The organism is Stenotrophomonas sp. 05N37, assembly GCF_056397365.1.
The window spans coordinates 758,578-778,015 of record NZ_JBFTNG010000001.1; the positions used below are offsets into that span (position 1 = coordinate 758,578).

12 protein-coding genes and 1 riboswitch are annotated in these 19,438 nt (G+C 71.0%); of the genes, 5 read left to right on the forward strand and 7 right to left on the reverse strand.

Annotation, left to right across the window (positions count from 1 at the left end):
* Positions 1–82 precede the first annotated feature (82 nt).
* From AC1DGC_RS03415 to AC1DGC_RS03425, 3 genes are all read right to left on the reverse strand, one after another.
* A complete protein-coding gene (locus tag AC1DGC_RS03415) occupies positions 83–3,253 on the reverse strand; it encodes a response regulator (RefSeq protein WP_478047212.1) in 3,171 nt (1,056 codons plus the stop codon).
* Entirely contained in the window at positions 3,250–6,723 is a 3,474-nt protein-coding gene (locus AC1DGC_RS03420; protein ID WP_478047213.1) for a sensor histidine kinase, read from the reverse strand. Before AC1DGC_RS03420 ends, AC1DGC_RS03415 begins: the two co-directional genes overlap by 4 nt.
* Before the next feature lie 162 nt (positions 6,724–6,885).
* Positions 6,886–10,443, reverse strand: coding sequence for a sensor histidine kinase (locus tag AC1DGC_RS03425; protein WP_478047214.1), 3,558 nt, complete (start codon positions 10,441–10,443; stop codon positions 6,886–6,888).
* A 231-nt stretch (positions 10,444–10,674) separates the two neighbouring features.
* On the opposite strand from AC1DGC_RS03425, the gene AC1DGC_RS03430 reads away from it, so the two are divergent.
* Genes AC1DGC_RS03430 through AC1DGC_RS03440 form a run of 3 tightly spaced genes read left to right on the forward strand, consistent with a single transcriptional unit; the run spans position 10,675 to position 12,532 of the window.
* On the forward strand, positions 10,675–11,394 hold the full coding sequence (locus AC1DGC_RS03430; RefSeq protein WP_478047215.1) for a YceI family protein: 720 nt from the start codon (positions 10,675–10,677) through the stop codon (positions 11,392–11,394).
* Positions 11,391–11,963, forward strand: coding sequence for a cytochrome b (locus AC1DGC_RS03435; RefSeq protein WP_259206228.1), 573 nt, complete (start codon positions 11,391–11,393; stop codon positions 11,961–11,963). The genes AC1DGC_RS03430 and AC1DGC_RS03435 overlap by 4 nt, the downstream gene beginning before the upstream one ends.
* Positions 11,964–11,965: 2 nt before the next feature.
* Positions 11,966–12,532, forward strand: coding sequence for a YceI family protein (locus AC1DGC_RS03440; RefSeq protein WP_394161057.1), 567 nt, complete (start codon positions 11,966–11,968; stop codon positions 12,530–12,532).
* Positions 12,533–12,746: 214 nt separating this feature from the next.
* Here AC1DGC_RS03440 and AC1DGC_RS03445 read toward each other — a convergent pair whose 3' ends face one another.
* Positions 12,747–12,974, reverse strand: coding sequence for a glutaredoxin family protein (locus AC1DGC_RS03445; protein WP_478047216.1), 228 nt, complete (start codon positions 12,972–12,974; stop codon positions 12,747–12,749).
* A 97-nt stretch (positions 12,975–13,071) separates the two neighbouring features.
* Between AC1DGC_RS03445 and AC1DGC_RS03450 the strand changes: the two genes are divergently transcribed.
* Positions 13,072–14,454 carry an L-serine ammonia-lyase gene (locus tag AC1DGC_RS03450; RefSeq protein WP_259206231.1) on the forward strand — a complete coding sequence of 461 codons (1,383 nt, stop codon included), beginning with the start codon at positions 13,072–13,074 and terminating at the stop codon, positions 14,452–14,454.
* 248 nt (positions 14,455–14,702) lie between these two features.
* Positions 14,703–15,704 carry an alpha/beta fold hydrolase gene (locus tag AC1DGC_RS03455; RefSeq protein ID WP_478047217.1) on the forward strand — a complete coding sequence of 334 codons (1,002 nt, stop codon included), beginning with the start codon at positions 14,703–14,705 and terminating at the stop codon, positions 15,702–15,704.
* A gap of 107 nt (positions 15,705–15,811) precedes the next feature.
* Here AC1DGC_RS03455 and AC1DGC_RS03460 read toward each other — a convergent pair whose 3' ends face one another.
* From AC1DGC_RS03460 to metX, 3 genes are read right to left on the reverse strand one after another with little or no spacing between them, the layout of a single operon-like run.
* Complete coding sequence (locus AC1DGC_RS03460; protein ID WP_478047218.1) at positions 15,812–16,885, reverse strand: homoserine dehydrogenase family protein; 1,074 nt, start codon at positions 16,883–16,885, stop codon at positions 15,812–15,814.
* Positions 16,882–18,126: an O-succinylhomoserine (thiol)-lyase gene (locus AC1DGC_RS03465; protein ID WP_478047219.1), complete on the reverse strand. Its 1,245-nt coding sequence runs from the start codon at positions 18,124–18,126 to the stop codon at positions 16,882–16,884. The genes AC1DGC_RS03460 and AC1DGC_RS03465 overlap by 4 nt, the downstream gene beginning before the upstream one ends.
* Entirely contained in the window at positions 18,123–19,154 is a 1,032-nt protein-coding gene (metX, locus tag AC1DGC_RS03470) for a homoserine O-succinyltransferase MetX (protein WP_394161067.1), read from the reverse strand. The genes AC1DGC_RS03465 and metX overlap by 4 nt, the downstream gene beginning before the upstream one ends.
* Positions 19,155–19,232: 78 nt before the next feature.
* A riboswitch (SAM riboswitch) is annotated at positions 19,233–19,353 on the reverse strand.
* Between the last annotated feature and the right edge of the window lie 85 nt (positions 19,354–19,438).

Consider the following 19,438-nt stretch of genomic DNA (forward strand, 5'->3'; position numbering starts at 1 on the left):
ATCGAAGCCGCGTGGACGCGGCGTGCCGAAGCCTGGGGCCAGGCCCGCATGGTAAACGGTTCGCCGCGTGGCGACGATCCGCTCAGCGGCGCAGGGCCTGCCGCACCACGGCATGCAGCGCGTCGCCAGCGGCGGGCTTGTGCAGCAGGCCCACCGCCCCGGCGGTGGCCACGCGCTCGGCCAGGTCGGGCTCGGCCCGGGCGGTGAGCACCACGACCGGCACCTGGCAGTGCTGCGCCTGGAGCACCTGCAGCAGTTGCCAGCCATCCATGCCCGGCAGGTCCAGGTCGAGCAGCAGCATGTCGACGTCGGCCGTGGCCAGCTCGGACAGCGCGGCCAGCGCGTGCGCGGCGACGACCACCTGCACCCCGCGCGCGGCCAGCAGCCCGGCGTGGACCTCGGCCACCAGCGGATCGTCCTCGACCAGCAGCACCCTGCCCTCGCACGCGCCGTCGCCCGTGGGGACTGTGTCGACCCGGTCGGCACGGTCGTCCGCATCGGCGGCGGCCAGCGGCAGGCTCAGCACCAGCCGTCCGCCGCCGCCGGGCACCGCGTGCAGTCGCAGGTGGCCGTGCTGCGCGCGGGCACAGGCCTGCGCCCGCACCAGGGCCGCGCCGGATACCACGCCAGCGGACCGGGCCACGGCGCGCACCGGTGCCAGGATCTCCAGCAGGATGCCGGCCCGCCCGGGCAGCCAGGCGACCCGCGCAATCAGCGGGCCGGACCGCCACGCCTCGACCACGGCCTGCAGCGCGTTCTCCAGCAACTGCCGCAACCGGTGCGGGTCCGCCTGCACCCAGCGCTGGCCCGGCAGGTGCGCCTGCAGGGTGAGGCCGCTGCCCTGCACGGGCAACGCCTCGCATGCCCAGCGCTGCCAGCCCTGCAGCACTGCCAGCAGATCCACGCGGGCGGACTGCAAGGGCAATCGCCCGGCCTGGATGCGCGCCTCGTCCAACGCCTGGTCGACGATCCCCAGCAACGCGCGGGCCGCCTCCTGGATGCGCCGCAGACGCTGCGCCTGCACGCGGTCCTGTACGTCGGCCAGCAACAGTTCGCTCATCCCCAGCACCCCGGTCAGGGGCGTGCGCAGTTCATGCCCGAAAGTTGCCAGGTAGCGTGCCTTGGCCTGCGCCGACTGCTCGGCCCAGCGTCGCCGCTGCAGCGCCGTGCGCCGCCGCCGTGCCTGGGCCAGCGCGCGCCGGCACAGCCAGCCGGCCACCCCGCACACGCCGATCAACGCGAGCGCGCGCAGCAGGTGTACCAGCGGGTGCTGCCAGCCCGTGCGCTGCACCTGCAGCGGCAGTTCCTGCACCGCCGACCAGTGCCCATCGCCGCCGCGCTGCTGGTACTGCAGCACATGCGCGCCCGGTGCAAGCTGCGGAAAACCGATCGTGCCGCGGCTGCGCGTATGGCTCCAGCGCTGCGCGCCGTCGCGCAGCCGGAAGCGATACTGCTGGCGCGGGTCCAACTGCGCGGACAACACCCGCGCGGTGATCTGGATGTCACGGTCATCGGCATGCAGGCGCAGCGGTGGCAGTACCGGCACGCTGATCCGCTGGCCACCGCGCCGCAACTGCACGCGTTCGATCACCAGCGCGGGTGGCGAGGCGGGACGCTCCAGCGCGTCCGGTGCGAACGCCAGCGTGGCCCGGTTGCGGCCGATCGCCAGCATCTGCGTGCCCTGCGCCTGCAGGCCCGCCTGCAGCACGGCCTCGGGAATGCCGTCATCGCCCGAGTACGCACGCACCTCGCGGCGGTCCGGCGCGATCCTCAACAGGCCGCTGCCGGAGGTTGCCCACACCACGCCGGCGGCATCGGTGGCGATGGCGTGCAGCTGGCCGGCCGGCACGCCATCGCGGTGATCAAGCCGTAGACCGGGCTGCAATGCCTGGTCGTGCCAGGCGTAGCGCTGCAGCGCACCGGGCACGGCGACCCACAGCGCGCCATCCGCAGCCACGTGCAGCGAGCTGACCTCCCCGGGCGCGCCCTCCACGCTCACCAGGCGCTCGCCGTCCCAGCGCAGCAGGCCGTGCCGGCCCCCCAGCCATACGCCGCCCTCGGGCGTGCAGTGCAGCGACACCGCGCCGTGTTCGGCCGCACTGCCCGCCAGGGGCCAGCGTACGCGCTGCCAGTTCCCGCCGGCGACGCGCCGTTCCAGCCGCTCGCCATGGAGCCGCCATTGTTGGCCGCCCGCACAGGCCAGCTCAGCGCGGATCCTGCCGGCCGCGGCAATCACGCCATCCACGCCCTGTCGCCGGGCCGGCGCCGGTTGCGCGCGGAAGTGCTGCCAGAGCGGCGGCAGCCGCCACACGCCCAGGTACCGCCCCAACAACCACGCCCCTCCCTGGCGGTCTTCGAACACGCTCTGCAGGTGCGGCGGTGCCTCGCGTCCCACCACCGCCAGGCCGACCTCTGCCACTGCGCTGCCGTCGCCCGCTTGCCGCCACACCCGTCCCCCATCGGCCAGCCACTGCGCGCCGTCCGCGCCCATGCCCAACACGCGCGCCCCCGCGGCCCCCGCCACGATCTGCACCGCACTGTCGCCCTCGCTGCGCCATCGTCCGGTCGCAGTGCTGATCCACAGCGTGCCGGCCGCATCACCGGCCATCCCGGTGATCGCCGCCGTGGCCAGGCCTGGCGCCGCGGGGCGCCGGAAGCGGCCGTCGCGCCACAGGGCAAGCCCGCCGCTGGTGCCGACCCAGACCCCGCCGACAGGATGGGGCTGGAGGTGTTCGACATCGCCAGCGGGCACGCCATCACCGCGCAGGGTGGGCAGGTAATGGCGCAGCCGGTGCGGCGCCTGCCACTGGTACAACCCGCCGCCACGCACGCCAAACCACACCCCGTCGCCGTCGGCCAGCAGCGCGCTGATCGCCGCGCCACGCACGCCGACCACCGGGTCGATCCGCGTGCGGTCGGCGGACAAGCGCATCACCGCCCCCTGCGCGGTGCCGATCCACAGGCGGTCCTGCGCATCCAGCGCAAGCCGGGTCAGCACCGTGCCAGCCAGCCCCTGCTCACGCTGCCAGACACGGAAGTGGCGTCCGTCGAAGCGCGCCAGCCCATCCTCGGTGGCGAACCACAGGTAGCCGTGGCGGTCCTGCACCACCTGGTGCACTGCATTGGACGGAAGGCCGTCGGCCGTGGTGAAGCGCACCGCTTCCAGCGGTTGCGCCGCACCTTCGCAGATCAGCGCGGCCAACAGCAGCAGCACCCAGCCCCACCCCGCACGACGGCACACGCGGGCGTTCATCGCGACGCCATGCAGTGCATCAACGCGGCGCGCAATGCGCGACGTTCCAGTGGCAGCCGCAGGAAAGCATCGAATCCGGCGGCCAAGGCGTCACGCTCGGCACCGGTATCGGCGCGTGCAGTCAGCGCCAGCCGCGCCACGCCCGGCAGCCGTTGCGACAGCAGCGCGCCGATCGGCGCGGCGTCGATGCGCCGGTCCGGGTCGGCCACCACCAGGTCCCAGTGCGGGCCCTGCCATTGCGGTCGCTCGCCTGCGTGCAGGTCCGGGCAGCTCACCTCCAGCCCCTGCGCCGCCAGCAGCGCGGCGATGACCTCCGCGGTCGGCCCGTGCCACAGCAGCAGCACCCGCAGGGCCACCACCGGGCCGGTCTCACCCGCAGCAGCCAGCAGCGGCGCACGCGCGTCTGCCAGCGGCAGCCAGACCTGGAAGCAACTGCCGGTGCCGGGTTGGCTGTGAACCTCGATGTCACCGCCCATCGCCTGCGCCAGTTCGCGGCTGATCGCCAACCCCAGGCCGCTGCCACCGTGGCGCGCCAGCGTGGCCGCGCCGTCGGCCTGCTCGAAACGCTGGAACAGGCGCTGCAGCTGGGCGGCCGTCATTCCGGGCCCGGTGTCGGTCACCACCAGCACCAGCCCGTCACCGGCAGCGCCGCGGCGCGCAGCGACCTCGACCCGCCCGTGCCGGGTGAACTTGAGCGCATTGCCGACCAGGTTCAACAGGATCTGCCGCAGCCGGCGCGCATCGCCGTGCAGCCAGCAATCCCCGGCAAGCGTGCTGTGCCATTCCAGCCGCAGCGACTTGGCCTGCGCCACCGGCTGCAACAGCGCGTGCAGATCCTGCAACAACAGCGCCGGGACGAACGGCGCCGGCTGCAGGTGCACGCGCCCGGCTTCGATGCTGGCCAGGTCAAGCGCGTCGTCCACCAGCTGTACCAGGTGCAGCCCCGCCTGGTGCAGGCTGTCCACCTGCGCGCGTTGCCGGGGCGACAGCGGGCCGTCGAGCAGCAACGCGCTCCAACCGGACACGGCGGTCATCGGCAGACGGATGCGCTGCCCCAGTTGCCCAAGGAAGCGGGTGCGCTCGGCCGAGGCCTGTTCGGCGCTGCGGTAGCGCCCCCGCAAGGCATCGCGCCGCCGCCGCCGCCGCAGCAGGCAGCGCACCCCGCGCCCGCCTGCCAGCAGCACCAGCAACGCCGCCACCACCAGCCCCAGCCTGCCCGCAGGGGTCTGCCACCACGCGGGGGCGACCCCGAGCACGACGTGCGCCGACGACCAGGTCCCCTCGCCGTGGCGTGCCTGGATCAACAGGCGATGCTCGCCGACCGGCAGCCTGTCGAAGATGCGCTGGGCGACCGCGCCGGTATCGATCCAGTCGCGATCGTGCCCGGGCAGGCGGAAGCGGTACTGGATGCGATCGGGGTCGCCGCGCCCCAGCAGGTTCACCGCCACCTGGATGTTGCGATCGCCGCTGCCCAGCAGGATCGGTTCGCTGTCCGGGCGCAGGCTCACGGCCGTGTGATTGCGCTGCAGCCGCACCGCGTTGACCACCAGTGCGGGCGGCGCCGGGCGCTGCGGCATGCTGCCGGGCTCGTGCAGCAGCAGCCCGCCCTCGCGCACCGCGGCGGCCAGCACCCCGTTGCGCAGGCGAACCAGCCGTTGGCCAAGGATTTCCTGCGCCGGCAGGCCATCGGCGCTGCCCAGCACACGCACCTGGCGGTGCGCGGGATCGAGCCGGACCAGGCCGCGCGCGGCCCCCGCCCAGACGATCCCGCGGGCGTCCACCACCAGCGCCTCCGCACGCACCTGCGGGTACCCGACCGCCGCGTCGATGCGATCGATGCGCTGCAACGCATCGCCGTCCCAGCGGTAGCGCTCCAGCACATCCTGCCGGCTGAGCCACAGGCTGCCATCGTCGGCTTCGGCGACAGCCGCCACCGCGGGCCCCGGCGGCTCGGCGGCGCTGAAGCGCCCGCGCGTGGCGTCCCACAGCTTCAGCCCGTCCCGGTCGGTGGCCCACAACCGGCCCTCGCGATCGCACAGCAATTGCCGCGTCGCCATGCCAGCGGCCAGGCCGAGTGCCTGCGGCGACTGCGCACGTTCGCGCACGCCCTGTGCGGACCACTGCTGGATCTGCATCGGATGGGCCAGCCACACGCTGCCGTCGGCGCAGGCCTGCAGCTGCAACGCCGCGTTGCCGGGCGCCAGGCCCAGTGGCCAGCGCCGAACGGTCCTTCGCACCGCGTCGTAGCGCAGCATCTGCCCGCCACTGGCAAGCCACAGCCGGTGTTGGCTGTCTTCAGCCATGCCGACCGCGGTCGCACTGAAACCGGCGTGCGCGTACTCAAGGTGATCGCTGCTGGCACCGGTGCGCAGGTCGATCCGCTGCAGGCGCCCCTGGCTGCCGGCCACCCACAATCGCCCGTCCGCGGCGCCGGCCAGGGCCAGCGCGTAGTGGCTGCGCAGGCCGGGCAGGCCATCTTCGGCGCTCGGCAGCGCGGTGAATGCACGCCAATGCGCCGGCAAGCGCCAGAGGCCATGGGCGCGGCTGAGCAACCAGATATCGCCGTGCCGATCCTGCAAGGCCTGGCGCATCTCCACCCCGTCGGTGCGCGGACCGTGCAAGGGGCGCAGGGGGATCGCCTGGGTGCGCACGCCCTCCTGCAGAACCAGCCCGGTGTCCTGCTGCAACCACAACGCACCCTCCTCGCTGCGCAGCAGTGGCTGCCCGCGGACCGGCGGCGGATGCGCCTGCCCGGCGCCGTCGAGCAGCGTCCACCCCGCGGCGCTGGCCACGTGCACGCCGCCGCGCGGATCGGCCCACAGCGCGGTGACCGCACCAGCGAGCGCGCCCATCCGCTCGGCGCGCCCACCGCGCAGACGGCGTACGCCGTGGTCGGTCCCCACCCATACGACGCCATCGCGATCACGGGACAATGCGGTCGCCGCCGCGGCGTCCACCGCCACCGGCTGCCACGCCAGGCCGTCAGCCAGGCGCCGGTACAGTTGGCGGTCCGCACCGATCACCCACAGCGCGCCGGTGTGATCGCTGGCAATCGCGCGGATGGCACCGTGGCGCAGCGCGCGCGGTGCATGGTCGGGCAGATGCTCGAAACGCTGCCGGTCGGCGGACATCATCACCAGCCCGTGCGACGCCGTGCCCAGCCACAGGCGGTCGCGGGCATCGATGTGCAGCGCGTACAGCGCCTCATCGATCAACCCGTCCTCGCGCCGCCAGACCCGTGCCCGGCGTCCGTCGAACCGCAGCAGTCCGTCGCTGCCGGCCATCCACAGATAGCCCGTGGCATCTTCGGCCATCGCGCGGACACCGATCCCGGTGAAGCCATCCCTGCGTTCCAACGGGCGCGGCCACGGCAGGTCGAGCACGTTCGAGGCCATCGCATACGGCGCCGCGGCCAGCAGCACTGCCAACCCGAACGCGCCTGCGCACGCCCGTGCCACCTTCCAGGCCACGACCTACATCCACCCCATCACAATCATCGGGGCGACGATAAAGCGTTCGCGCCGCGCGAGGCGGCCCGCAACTGCGGCAGATCACACTTTTTCCAGCGCCAGTTCACATCGAACCGAGCCGATCAAAACAGGCCGCCTATTTTGCAGCGCGACCGTGCCGTTTCAGGCGTCGGCCTGTCGCAGTGCACGCGCCTTGGCGATCGCATCGACCAGCAGGTCGCCGGTGACCGGCTTGCGCAGGAACCCGTCGAATCCGCTCTCCAGCACCTGCTGCTCGGCATAGGCATCGGAGCGGGCCGTGACCGCGATCAACGGCAGCTCGTAGCCCATCGCACGCAATTGCCCCGCGATGGCGATGCCATCCAGCGCCGGCAGGTCCAGGTCGAGCAGGCCCACGTCGAAACGACCGGCCGACACTTCGGACAATGCCGCCAGCCCATGCAGCACGTGCAACACCTCGTGGCCACGTGCCCGCAACAGCCCGGTGATCACCTTGGCCACGGTGGGGTCGTCTTCCACCAGCAGTATCCGCAGCGGCGGCAACGCGATCCGCGCGGTGTCCTGGGCATCAACGGGCACCGCGCTGCCGTGCAGCGACCACGGCAAGGGCAACTGCACGGTAAAGCGCGCGCCATGGCCGGGACGACTGTCGATGGCAATCCGCCCGCCCATCGCCACCGCCAGTTCCTGGCAGATCGCCAGCCCCAGCCCGCTGCCGCCGTAGCGCGACGCGGTGCGCGGGCCATCGGCCTGTTCGAAACGATGGAACAAGCGCTGCTGCTGGTCGGCGTTGATGCCCGGCCCGGTGTCGGAGACCTCGAACGCCACGCCCAGGCCGCCCTCGAGCAGGGTGACGCCCAGCCCGACGTGGCCGCGCTCGGTGAACTTGATCGCGTTGCCGAGCAGGTTCATCAGGATCTGGCGCACGCGCATTTCATCGCCACTCACCTGCACCGGCCCCGGCAGGTCGAAGCTGCGCTCGAAGGCCAGCCCGCGGTGATGCGCCATCGGCTCCATCAGGGCCTGCACCTGGGCCAGCATCGACATCAGGTCGAAGGGACGGATGTCCAGCTCCAGGCGCCCCGCTTCGATGCGCGCCAGGTCCAGCGCGTCGTTGACCAGGCGCAGAAGGTGGGTGCCCGCATGCTGGATCGAGGCGGCATAGCCGCGCTGCAGTTCGTCCAGCGGCGTGGCCAGCAGCAGTTCGCTCATGCCCAGCACGCCGGTCATCGGCGTGCGCACTTCGTGCCCGAGCGTGGCCAGGAACTGGCTCTTGGCCTGAGAGGCCTGCTCGGCGATCTGTTGCTTGTGCACGGTCAGCTGCCATTGCTGGCGTCGGCGCAGGCGCACCCGCGCCACATAGGCCAGCGCGGCCACCAGCAGCAGCCACAACAGCACGTAGGCCACGATCGCCCAGCCGCTGCGCCACCACGGCGGCAGCACCTCCACGCTGAGCGTGCGCGCGGGCGTCCACTGCCCCTGCGGCGTGGCCGCCTGCACATCGATGGCGTACTGCCCCGATGGCAGCCGCGACAGCATCCGCTCGCCGTCGGCCGCCTGCATCACCCAGTTCTGGTCGTACCCCGAGACCCGGTAGCGGTAGCGGTTGCCCTGCGGATTGGCGAAGGACAGCAGGCGCGCGGTGATGATCAGGTCGCGGTCCTGCGGGCCCAGCACGATCGGCGCATCCGGTGGCAGTGACTGCTGCCCCTGCGCATCGTCGCGACGCACCTGCACGTTGTCGATCACCAACTGCGAGGGCGGTATCGGCAGGTCCGGCGCGTCCGGATCGAAGCTGACCAAGCCGGTCGCGGTGACCGCCAGTACCCGGCCATTGGCCGCGCGCACCGGCGGGCGACCGCTGAATTCCACGTCCGGCAGGCCATCGCGCTCGCCATAGATGCGCAACCGGCGCTGGGGGCCGTCCCAGCGCACCAGCCCACGCGGCGTGGTCGCCCACACCTGCCCCTTGCGGCCGATCACCACCCCGCCCATCGACACCGCCGGCAGGCCCTCGGCCGCGCCGACGCGTTCGCGCAGGGTCATGCTCAGGCCGTCCCAGCGGTAACGTTCCAATGCACCGTTGCGCGCCAGCCAGAGCTCGTCGGGACCGGCCCAGGCGATGTCGAAGATGCTGCCGCGCGAGATGCCCGGGACCTGCTCGAAGCGTCCCTCGCTCCACCGCAGCAGGCCCATGTCCCCCATGATCCAGAGCTGTCCACGCGGGTCGAACAGCATCTGTTCGACCGGGTTTTCGGTCAGTCCGCGCCCTTCGTCGATACGGATGGTGTCCAGCACCTTGCCGTCGGCATCGCGGCGCTGGATGCCGAAGTTCATGATCGACAGCCATAGCTCGCCGTTCGGCGCCTGGCGGATCAGGTCGATGCGCTGGCGCACATCCGAGCCGCCACCGATCCTCCACTCGCGCAGCTGCCCGGTACGCGGCTGGTACAGGCCCAGGCGACCGGCACGGCCGATCCACAACGCGCCATCGGCGCGCGGCAACAGCGACCAGTTGGCGCCCACGCCCAGGCGGGTGTCGTCGGCGATCTGGCGCAGCGTGCCGCGCGCGTCCAACTGGTAGATGCCGTGCGCGCCGGCGATGTAGAAGGTGTTGTCGGCCGCGGCGGCACTGAGCAGGTACACGCTGTCCAGCGGCTTGCCGTCGAGCTGGTACCAGGTGGAGAAGCGCTTCCAGTCCGGTGGCAGGTAGGCCAGGCCCTGGGTGAGCATGGCGATCCACAGGCCGCCTTCATGGTCCTGCAGCATGTCCAGCACGCCGCTGCGTGCGGTGAGGAAGCCGCTGCCGGCATCGCCGGCCAACAGGTGAGCTGTGTCCTGGTCGCCGCGGTACAGGCCATCGGCGGTACCCAGCCAGTAGCCGCCGTTGCGATCATGGACCACCGTGGCCGCGCGCACGTCCGCGCTCAGGGTCCAGGGCGCCTTGCGCACGCTGTCGTCGGCGTCGATCCGGAACAGCCCCTCCTGGGTGCCGGCCCAGACCGTGCCGTCGGGTTCGCGGGTCAGCCGGAACACGCTCTTGCCGCCCAGCTGGTCCGGCGCGATCCGGGTAAAGCGCTTGCCGTCCCAGCGCGCCACGCCGCTGCCGGTGCCCACCCATACCCGCCCCTGCGGGTCGGCCAGCAGCGTATAGATGGTGTCATCGGGCAGGCTGGCCGGGTCGGCCGGGTCGGCGTGGTACTGCACCAGCGTGCCGTCTTCCTCGCGGCGGCAGATGCCGTGCCGGTTGGTGCCGATCCACAGCGACTTGGCCGCATACGCCAGCGCCCAGAACTGGCCGTCGCAGCGCGCGTTGAGGTCGGGGAAGCGCTCGAAGCGTTCGCGGCCCGGGCCCAGCATGCTCAGGCCGACGCCGTTGGCCCCCACCCAGACCCGGTCCAGCGGGTCCACCAGCAGGGTTTCGACTTCGTTGCCGGGAATCGAGTCGGGATCGCCGGGGTCATGCCGCCACACGCGCAGGCCGACGCCGTCCACGCGCGCCAGGCCATCATCGGTGGCGGCCCAGACGTAGCCCTGGCGGTCCTGGGCCAATGCCAGCACCATGCGCGAGGGCATGCCTTCGGCGGCACCGAGCCGGCGCATGCGCGGCGTCTCTACCGCTGTTCCTGCCGTTGTCCCCGCGGCCCACGACGCTGCCGGTACCGTGCACATGCCCAGTAGCAGCAACACGATGCCCGCGCACCCGCTACGCGTCCCCATCGCCATCCAGATCTCCCTGTAGCGGCTGATTGTCCCACAGCGCCTGCGCGCGCGCCCGCGCGGCCGGCGCGTGGGGGCGGCGCGGGAGCTCGCCCGCACCGATGCCGACACCGCTGGAACACCTCGTTGTGATCGCGGCCCGCACCACGCCGCACCGCATGCAGCGCTGTTTCCGGGCCCACCACGATCTGTTGCAGCCATGGCACTGCTGGGCATGACGGCGCTGTGCGTATGATCGGCCCAGACCTCCATGGAGCCCGGCCCGTGATCCAGCGCCTGACCCTTGCCCTGCTGCTGTGCGCCACCCCGCTGGCGGCGCTGGCCGCGCCCGATTCCTACCGGCTCGATCCGGTGCATACCCGCGTGCTGTTCGCGGTGGAGCATGCCGGCTTCTCGCATGCGCTGGGCACCGTGTCGGGCAGCGAAGGCGTGCTGGTGTTCGACCCGCAGGACTGGGCCTCGGCCACGCTCAACGTGACCGTCCCGATCCAGCGCCTGGACCTGGGCGATGCGAAGTGGAACACCGCCACCCTGGCGCGCAACCTGCTCGATGGCGAACGTTTCCCCGAGGCGCGTTTCGTGTCCACCCGGGTGGAACCGATCGATGCCGGGCACGCCAACGTCGTCGGCCAGCTCACCCTGCATGGCGTGACCCGCGAAGTCACCCTGGCGGTCACCCTCAATGCACTCAAGCGCCATCCACTGCCGCCGTTCCGCCGCACCGCCGGGTTCTCCGCCACCGCCACGCTCAGCCGCAGCGCCTTCGGCGTGGCGGGCTGGCCGTCGATGATCGGCGACGCGGTGGACCTGCGCATCGAGGCCGAGGCCGTGCGTGACCGCTCTGCCGCTGATCCGCAGGACACACCGCCGGTCGATGCCGAGGGAACTCCATCGCCGCAGTCCGCCTCCAACGCCCCATCCCCACCGCCGGTCCAGGAGACCACGCCATGACAGCCCTGAACACCGCGACCCGTTGGGGAGGCGTCAGCCAGACCCTGCACTGGTTGATCGCCCTGCTGATCCTTGCCATGGGCATCCTCGGGCTGACCATGGGCGAGTTCCCCAAGACGCCGAAGTATTTCTGGATCTACACCCTGCACAAGTCGGTGGGCATCACCGTGCTGGTGCTGGTGGCGGCCCGGCTTGGCTGGCGGCTGTACGCCGGGGCACCGCAGCCGGTGCCCGGCACGCCCACCTGGCAGGAGCGCATCGCATCGGCCACGCATTGGCTGCTGTACGTGTTGATGTTCGCCATCCCGCTGTCGGGCTGGCTGTACGACTCGGCCAGCGGGCTGCGCCCGTTCCGCTGGTTCGGCCTGGTCGACGTGCCCAAGCTCAGTGGGCCGGACCCAGGCCTGACCCAGGTCTCCCACGCCATCCACGAATGGGGCTTCTGGCTGCTGATCGCCGTGGTGCTGGCGCATGCCGGCGCCGCGCTTTACCACCATTTTTACCAACGCGATGCCACCCTTGCGCGCATGCTGCCGCAGGGCTGGCTTGCCTCCCCCCAGAAGGATTGACCATGAACATCAAGCTCACCACTCCCGCGGCCGTCGCCGCCGCCCTTGCCGGGCTGATGGCCACCGCACCGGTGCTGGCCGCCGACTACGTGCAGGCCCCCGGCTCGGTGCTGGTGTTTGCCACCAAGTACGACGGTGAAGTGTTCACCGGCACCTTCCCCGGCTTCGACACCAAGCTCAGCTTCGACCCGGCCAAGCTGGACGGTTCCCGGCTGGACGTGACCATCCCGCTGGCCGGCGCCAAGAGCGGCAACAGCGACCGTGATTCCACCCTGCAGGGGCCGGACTTCTTCAACGTCGGCAAGTTTGCCCAGGCCAAGTACAGCGCCACCACCTTCCGCTCGCTGGGCAACAACCAGTACGCCGCCGACGGCACGCTGGAACTGCGCGGGGTGAGCAAGCCGGTCACGCTTACCTTCACCTGGACCCCGGGCGCGCAGCCGGTGCTGAGCGGCAAGGCCACGGTCAAGCGTCTGGACTTCGGCGTGGGCGGCGGCGACTGGACCGACACCAAGACCATCCCCAACGAAACCGCGATCAGCACCAAGGTCGTGCTGAAAGCGAAGTAAGGCGGGATGCGCCGGCCGCTGGCCGGCGCTGCGTAAAGAGGATCCAACCCCGTAGAGCCGACCGTTGGTCGGCTGCCCTGGCTCCTCGCGCCGTCACGGCAGCCAGGGCAGGCAAAGCGGTCAAACAGCCGGGGCAGTCAAGGCAGGCGGGGATTCAGGGCAGCCGGGGTTTCAGGGCAGCCCGGGTTTCAGGGCAGCCGACCAACGGTCGGCTCTACGCGTTCATTCCGGTCCAGGCCTGCAACGTCTTCACGTCGAACGGCCAGTCCAGCTCGCGCCCCTGCGCGTCGCGCAGCACCGGCACGCGCAGGCCGTAGCGGGCCTCCAGGTCCGGCTCGTCATCGATGAACACACTGTCCAGTCCGGGCACGCGGGCCTGTGCCAGCACCGCCAGGGCCTGGTCGCACAGATGGCAGTCATCACGCTGGAACAAGGTAAACACCGGCCCACCCGCCTTGGGAAATGTTGCGCCGCAATCAAGGTCGGCGCCTGCGACAGCATAGAATAGCGCTCCATCCGATACCCGCAGTTTGGCAATCATGGCTGTCAGCACGTTCGACGTTTTCAAGATCGGCATTGGCCCGAGCTCCTCGCATACCGTGGGACCAATGAAGGCTGCCGAACGCTTCGTGCACCGCTGGTTGCTGGACCCGGGCAGGCTGCAGGACGTGGTGCGCATCCGTGCCGACGTGTATGGCTCGCTGGCACTGACCGGGCGCGGCCATGGCACCGACAAGGCCGTGCTGCTCGGCCTGGAAGGCCAGCGCCCGAACCTGATCGACCCCGACATCATCCCCGAAACGCTGGACCGCATCCGCGGCAGCAAGCGCATCCGCCTGATGGGCACCCATGAAATCGCCTTCGACGAGAAGCGCGACCTGGGGCTGAACAAGCGCCAGAAGCTGCCCTACCACACCAACGGCATGCGCTTCACCGCCTATGACGCCGACGAACAGGTGATCGCCACCCGCGACTACTACTCGGTGGGCGGCGGCTTCGTGGTCAACCAGGACGATGCCGCCGACGACCGCATCGTCCCCGATGAAACCCCCTTGCCGTATCCGTTCAAGAGCGGCGACGAACTGCTCGCGCAGACCGCGCGCAGCGGGCTGAGCATCGCCCAGATGATGTTCGAGAACGAGAAGTGCTGGCGCAGCGAAGACGAGATCCGCGAGCAGTTGCGCGAGATCTGGGGCGCGATGCAGGCCTGCGTGGCCCGCGGCATCCGCCAGGAAGGCACCCTGCCCGGCGGCCTGCATGTGTCGCGTCGCGCACCGGCGTTGTACCGCGAGCTGTCGTCCAAGCCGGAAGCGGGCATGCGCGACCCGCTGACCACGCTGGACTGGGTGAACCTGTACGCCCTGGCGGTCAATGAAGAAAACGCCGCCGGTGGCCGCGTGGTCACCGCGCCGACCAACGGTGCGGCCGGCGTACTGCCGGCGGTGCTGCATTACTTCGACCGTTTCTGCCCCGGCGCGAACGAACAACGCATCTTCGACTTCCTGCTGACCTCGGCGGCGATCGGCATCCTGTACAAGGAAAACGCCTCCATCTCCGGCGCCGAAGTCGGCTGCCAGGGCGAAGTGGGCGTGGCCTGCTCGATGGCCGCCGGTGGCCTGGTGGCCGCGCTGGGCGGCAACCCCAGCCAGATCGAGAATGCCGCCGAGATCGGCATGGAACACAACCTCGGCCTTACCTGCGACCCGATCGGTGGGCTGGTGCAGATCCCCTGCATCGAGCGCAATGCGATGGGCGCGGTCAAGGCGATCAACGCCTCGCGCATGGCCATGCGCGGCGACGGCAAGCACAAGGTCTCGCTGGACAAGGTCATCAAGACCATGCGCGACACCGGCCGCGACATGCAGGACAAGTACAAGGAAACCAGCCGCGGCGGCCTCGCGGTCAACGTCATCGAGTGCTGAGCCGCCCCCGGTAGAGCCGACCGTTGGTCGGCTGCTCGGATCCCCCACGTAGAGCCGACCGTTGGTCGGCTGCCCGAATCCCGGTAGCGCCCACCGCCGGTCGGCCGCTCGAATCCCCCACGTAGAGCCGACCGTTGGTCGGCTGCTCCACCATCGCGGGGAAATGCAGCCGACCAACGGTCGGCTCTACGCGGCAGCGTCATCGCGGCGGCTCAAGTAAAGTCGGACTTCCCCCTCCGGAGACCGCCATGCGCATCCTGGCCGCCGCCCTGCTCGCCTGCCTGCCGCTGACTTCCCTCGCCGCCGACACCTACGGCCCGCGCCTGGAAGGCTTCGACTACCCCTACCCGGTCAAGATCTTCGCGTTCGAATCGCAGCGCCAGCCATTGGAGATGGCCTATCTGGACGTTGCCCCGCGCGGCACACCGATCGGCACCGTGGTCCTGCTGCACGGCAAGAACTTCTGCGCGGCCACCTGGAAGGACAGCATCGCCGCGCTCACCGCCGCGGGCTACCGGGTGATCGCCCCGGACCAGATCGGCTTCTGCAAATCCAGCAAGCCCGAGCGCTACCAGTATTCGTTTGGCCAGCTCGCCGCCAACACCCACGCCCTGCTCGCCCACCTCGGCCTGGACGCGGCGACGGTCGACCTGGTCGGCCATTCGATGGGCGGCATGCTTGCCGCGCGCTATGCGCTGATGTACCCGCAGCAGCTGCGCCACCTGGCGCTGGTCAACCCGATCGGGCTGGAAGACTGGAAGGCCAAGGGCGTGCCGTGGCGCAGCGTGGATGCCTGGTATGCCGGCGAATTGAAGACCAGCTTCGACAGCATCAAAAAGTACCAGCTCGAGGTGTACTACAACGGCCAATGGAAGCCCGCGTACGCGCAGTGGGTAAGCATGCAGTCACGCATGTACGACGGCCCGGGCAGGCAGGCCGTGGCCTGGAGCCAGGCGCTTACCTCGGACATGGTGTTCAACCAGCCGGTGGTCTACGAACTGCCGCGGATCACCGTTCCGACCACCCTGTTCATCGGCCAGACCGACCGCACCGCGATCGGCCGCGACCTCGCCCCTCCCGCGTTGAAGGCCACGCTGGGCGATTATCCAGCGCTGGGCAAGGCGGCGGCCGCCGCCATCCCCGGGGCCACGCTGGTGAGCTTCGACGATCTGGGCCACTCGCCGCAGGTGCAGGACCCGAAGCGATTCAACGCAGCGTTGCTGAAGGCGCTGAAGGACGCCCACCGGTAGAGCCGAGCCATGCTCGGCTGCAGCTCTGGCGCCGTCGGTGTGGTCGTCTATCGCGCGAACGGCAGCCGAGCGTGGCTCGGTTCTACCTGCCACCAGCGACACATTGCCTATCGACGCACGATCGCCAGCACGTCATCCAGCAGTGCTGCCGCGGTGACGTCGGCGCCGGCCCCCGGCCCTTGGATCAGCAGCGGCTGGGCCTGGTAGCGATCGCTGTGGATGGCGACGCGGTTGTCGGTCTGTGCGCCGCCGGCCAGGGGGTGGTCCTGCGGCAGGATGCGCAGGCCCACCGAGGCACCGTCATGGTCGAAACCACCGACGAAGCGCAGGCAGCCGCCCTGCCCGCGTGCCTGCTGCCAGGCCTGCTGCAACGGCGCGTCCAGCAGCGACAGCTGCGCCAACGCATCGGCTGGCGCCAGCTGCGCCAGCGCCGCCGGCACCAGCGAATCCACCTGCACCTGCTCGGCACGCAGCGCGATGCCGCTGGCCCGCGCGAGGATCAGCAGCTTGCGGCGGACGTCCTCGCCGGACAGGTCCACGCGCGGGTCCGGCTCGGTGTAGCCCGCCGTTGCGGCCTCGCGCACCCACGCGGAAAACGCCCGCTGGCCATCGTAGTGGTGGAACAGCCAGGCCAACGACCCGGACAGCACGCCTTCCACGCGATGGATGCGGTCGCCACCGGCCACCAGCGAACGCAGGCTGCTCAGCAATGGCAGCCCCGCCCCCACGGTGGCGCTGTCGCCGTAATGCGCCGCGCCGCCGTGGCCACTGTCGGCGATCGCCTGCGCGCGCGCCAGTTGCGCGCCACGCCCCAGCTTGTTGGCGGTGACCACGTGCACGCCGCGCGCCAGCCAGTGTTCGTGCCAGTGGGCCACCTCGTCGCTGGCGGTCGCATCCACGACCACGTCGCCGCGCTGCAGGCCTTCCGCCTCGGCCCACGGCTGCAGGGCCGGCGCCCCGCGCGTGGCCAGGTTGGCCTGCTGAAGTTCGTGCTCGGGGGCCTGTTCGCAGGCGCGCGCCGTGCGTGAATTGGCCAGCCAGGAGAACGCGGGCAGCAGCAGGCCACGCGCCTGCAGCGACTGGTAGCGCTGCACGAAGGCGGTCCCGACCGTGCCGGTGCCGAGCAGCGCCAGCCGCCGCCCGCGCGCGGCAGGCGGATGCAGGTCCAGCACCGCGCTCATGCATCCACCTGTTTGCGCAGCGCCGCCTTGGCGTGCAGGTCGATCACCGCCTGCGCGCGCTCCAGCCCGGCCCGCAGGTCGGCAACCAGGTCCTCGGCCGCCTCGATCCCCACCGACAACCGCAGCAGGCCGTCGCTGATGCCGGCGTGCGTGCGCGCTTCGGGGGTCATCGCCGCGTGGGTCATGGTGGCCGGATGCGCGACCAGGCTCTCCACCCCACCCAGCGACTCGGCCAGGGTGAAACAGCGCAGGCCATCGACGAAGGCGCGCACCGCCGCGTGCGGGTCATCGCCCGGGCACGAGGCCAGCTCGAAGGACAGCATCGCGCCGAAGCCGTCCTGCTGGCGCGCCGCGATCGCGTGCCCGGGATGGTCGGCCAGGCCCGGGTAATACACCTTGGCGACCGCGTCGCTGGCCACCAGCAGGTCGACCACCTCGGCGGTGTTCTCCTGGTGCGCACGCAGGCGCGCGCCCAGCGTGCGCAGGCCACGCAGGGTCAGGAAGGCATCGAACGGCGAGCCGGTCAGGCCCAGCGCGTTGGCCCACCACACCAGCTGCTCGTGCACCGCCGGATCGCGTGCGATCACCGCGCCGCCGACCACGTCGCTGTGGCCGTTGATGTACTTGGTGGTCGAATGCAGCACCACGTCCGCGCCGAACGCGATCGGCTGCTGCAACGCCGGCGACAGGAAGGTGTTGTCCACCACCACCTTGGCCCCGGCCCTGTACGCGGCATCGATGACGAAACGCAGGTCGGTGATGCGCAGCAGCGGGTTGGACGGGGTCTCGATCAGCACCAGCGTCGGCGACTGCGCCAGCGCGTCGGCCAGCGAGCGCGGGTCGGTCAGGTCGGCGGTGATCAGGCCGAAGTGGCCCTTCTTCGCCAGCGCGTTGAACAGCCGCCAGCTGCCGCCGTAGGCGTCGTGCGGCACCACGAGGGTGTCGCCCGGCTGCAGCAGCGCATTGAGCACCAGGTTGATCGCGCCCATGCCGGTGGAGGTGATCACCCCGCCCGCGCCGCCTTCCAGCTCGGCCAGGGCCTCGCCCAGCAGGTCGCGGGTCGGGTTGCCGCTGCGCGTGTAGTCGTACTGGCGCTTGTTGCCGAAGCCATCGAAGCTGAAGTTGGAGGACAGCACGATCGGCGGGGTCACCGCGCCGTGGGCGGTGTCGCGGTCTATGCCGGCACGCACGGCGGCGGTGACGCGGCTACAGGTCGGCTCGGTACCGGTGGACTGGCTCATGCGGTTTCTCCCAGGGAACGGATGGCGGTGGCGAGGATCGCGTCGATGCGATCGGTTTCTTTGAGGAAGGCGTCGTGGCCATAGGGCGAGCGCAGCACGCGCAGGCTGCCGCGCGGGCCCAGCCCTTCGACCAGGCCGACGCAGTCGGCCAGCGGCACCAGGCGATCGCCTTCCACGGCGACCACCACGGTGGGCACGAGCAGCGCGGCGGGATCGACGCGGTGCAGGTCGATCGATTCGGACAGCCGCAGGTACGCATCCACTGCGGTGCGCGCCACGTACTGCGCACCGGCCGCGTCCAGATAGTCCTCGGCGGCCACGCGCACGCGGCCGTTGACCAGTTCCGGCGGCGCGTCGAAACGTTCGCCGAACTCCTCCGGGGTGCGGTAGCTGAGCATCGCGAACTGGCGGGCCAGCGCCAGCCCATGGCTTTCGGCGCACTGCAGCTGGCCCAGCGCCACCGCACGCCGCTGCAGCGCGCGCCAGGCGGCGGCATACGGATGCGGGCGGTGCGCGCCGCTGACGGCAACCAGCTTCAGCAGGCGCTGGCGATGGCGGATGGCGAACTGCTGGCCCACCAGTGCGCCGTAGGAATAGCCGACGAAGCACTGCAGCTGGGCGATGCCGAGATGGTCGAGCAGCAGGGCCAGCGCATCGGCCTGGTCGGCAGTGTCGATCGGCACGTCCAGCGCCCCGTCGGCGCCGATGAAGTCGAACGCCAGCACGCGCAGCGACGCCGGGTCCAGCGCGCGACCCGGGGCAACCAGCCCGTCGGCCCAGCCCTTTTCGGGGAAGTCCACGTTGGCGGCCACGTGGCGGTGGGCGGAGATGCCACCGGCGAGGACCACCACCGGCGCGCCGGCACGGCCGACCAGCTCATAACGCAGGCGCACCGGGCGCACCCCGGCGTGGCGCATCGACAGCACCGCGGCGATCTCGCCGCGCACGGCGTGCGGGTGGGCGTCGAGCGGGACGCTGATCGGGGTGAAGGCGTCGGTGGCAACAGCGGTAGCGGTGGCGAAACCCATGGCGGTATCCAAAGTAGGAAAACGGCCATCGAGCTTTCGCGGAGCTCGCGTTCGAGGTGCACGCACGGTGCACGGGTCGAACCATCTTTCGGAAGACGCCAACGGTCTCCGCAGGATTTGGCACCTACGCAGGTCGCTTGCGCGTCTGCGGGCTGCCCCGGCTTCAAAGGGCCTGTCCCTCTGCCGGTCTCGATGGTGGAGCCACGATGCCAGCCCTTTCCGCGCATGTCAATCGTTTCATCTGGATGAAGCGATATAGTTTTTTGTCATCAGCCGCGCGCGCC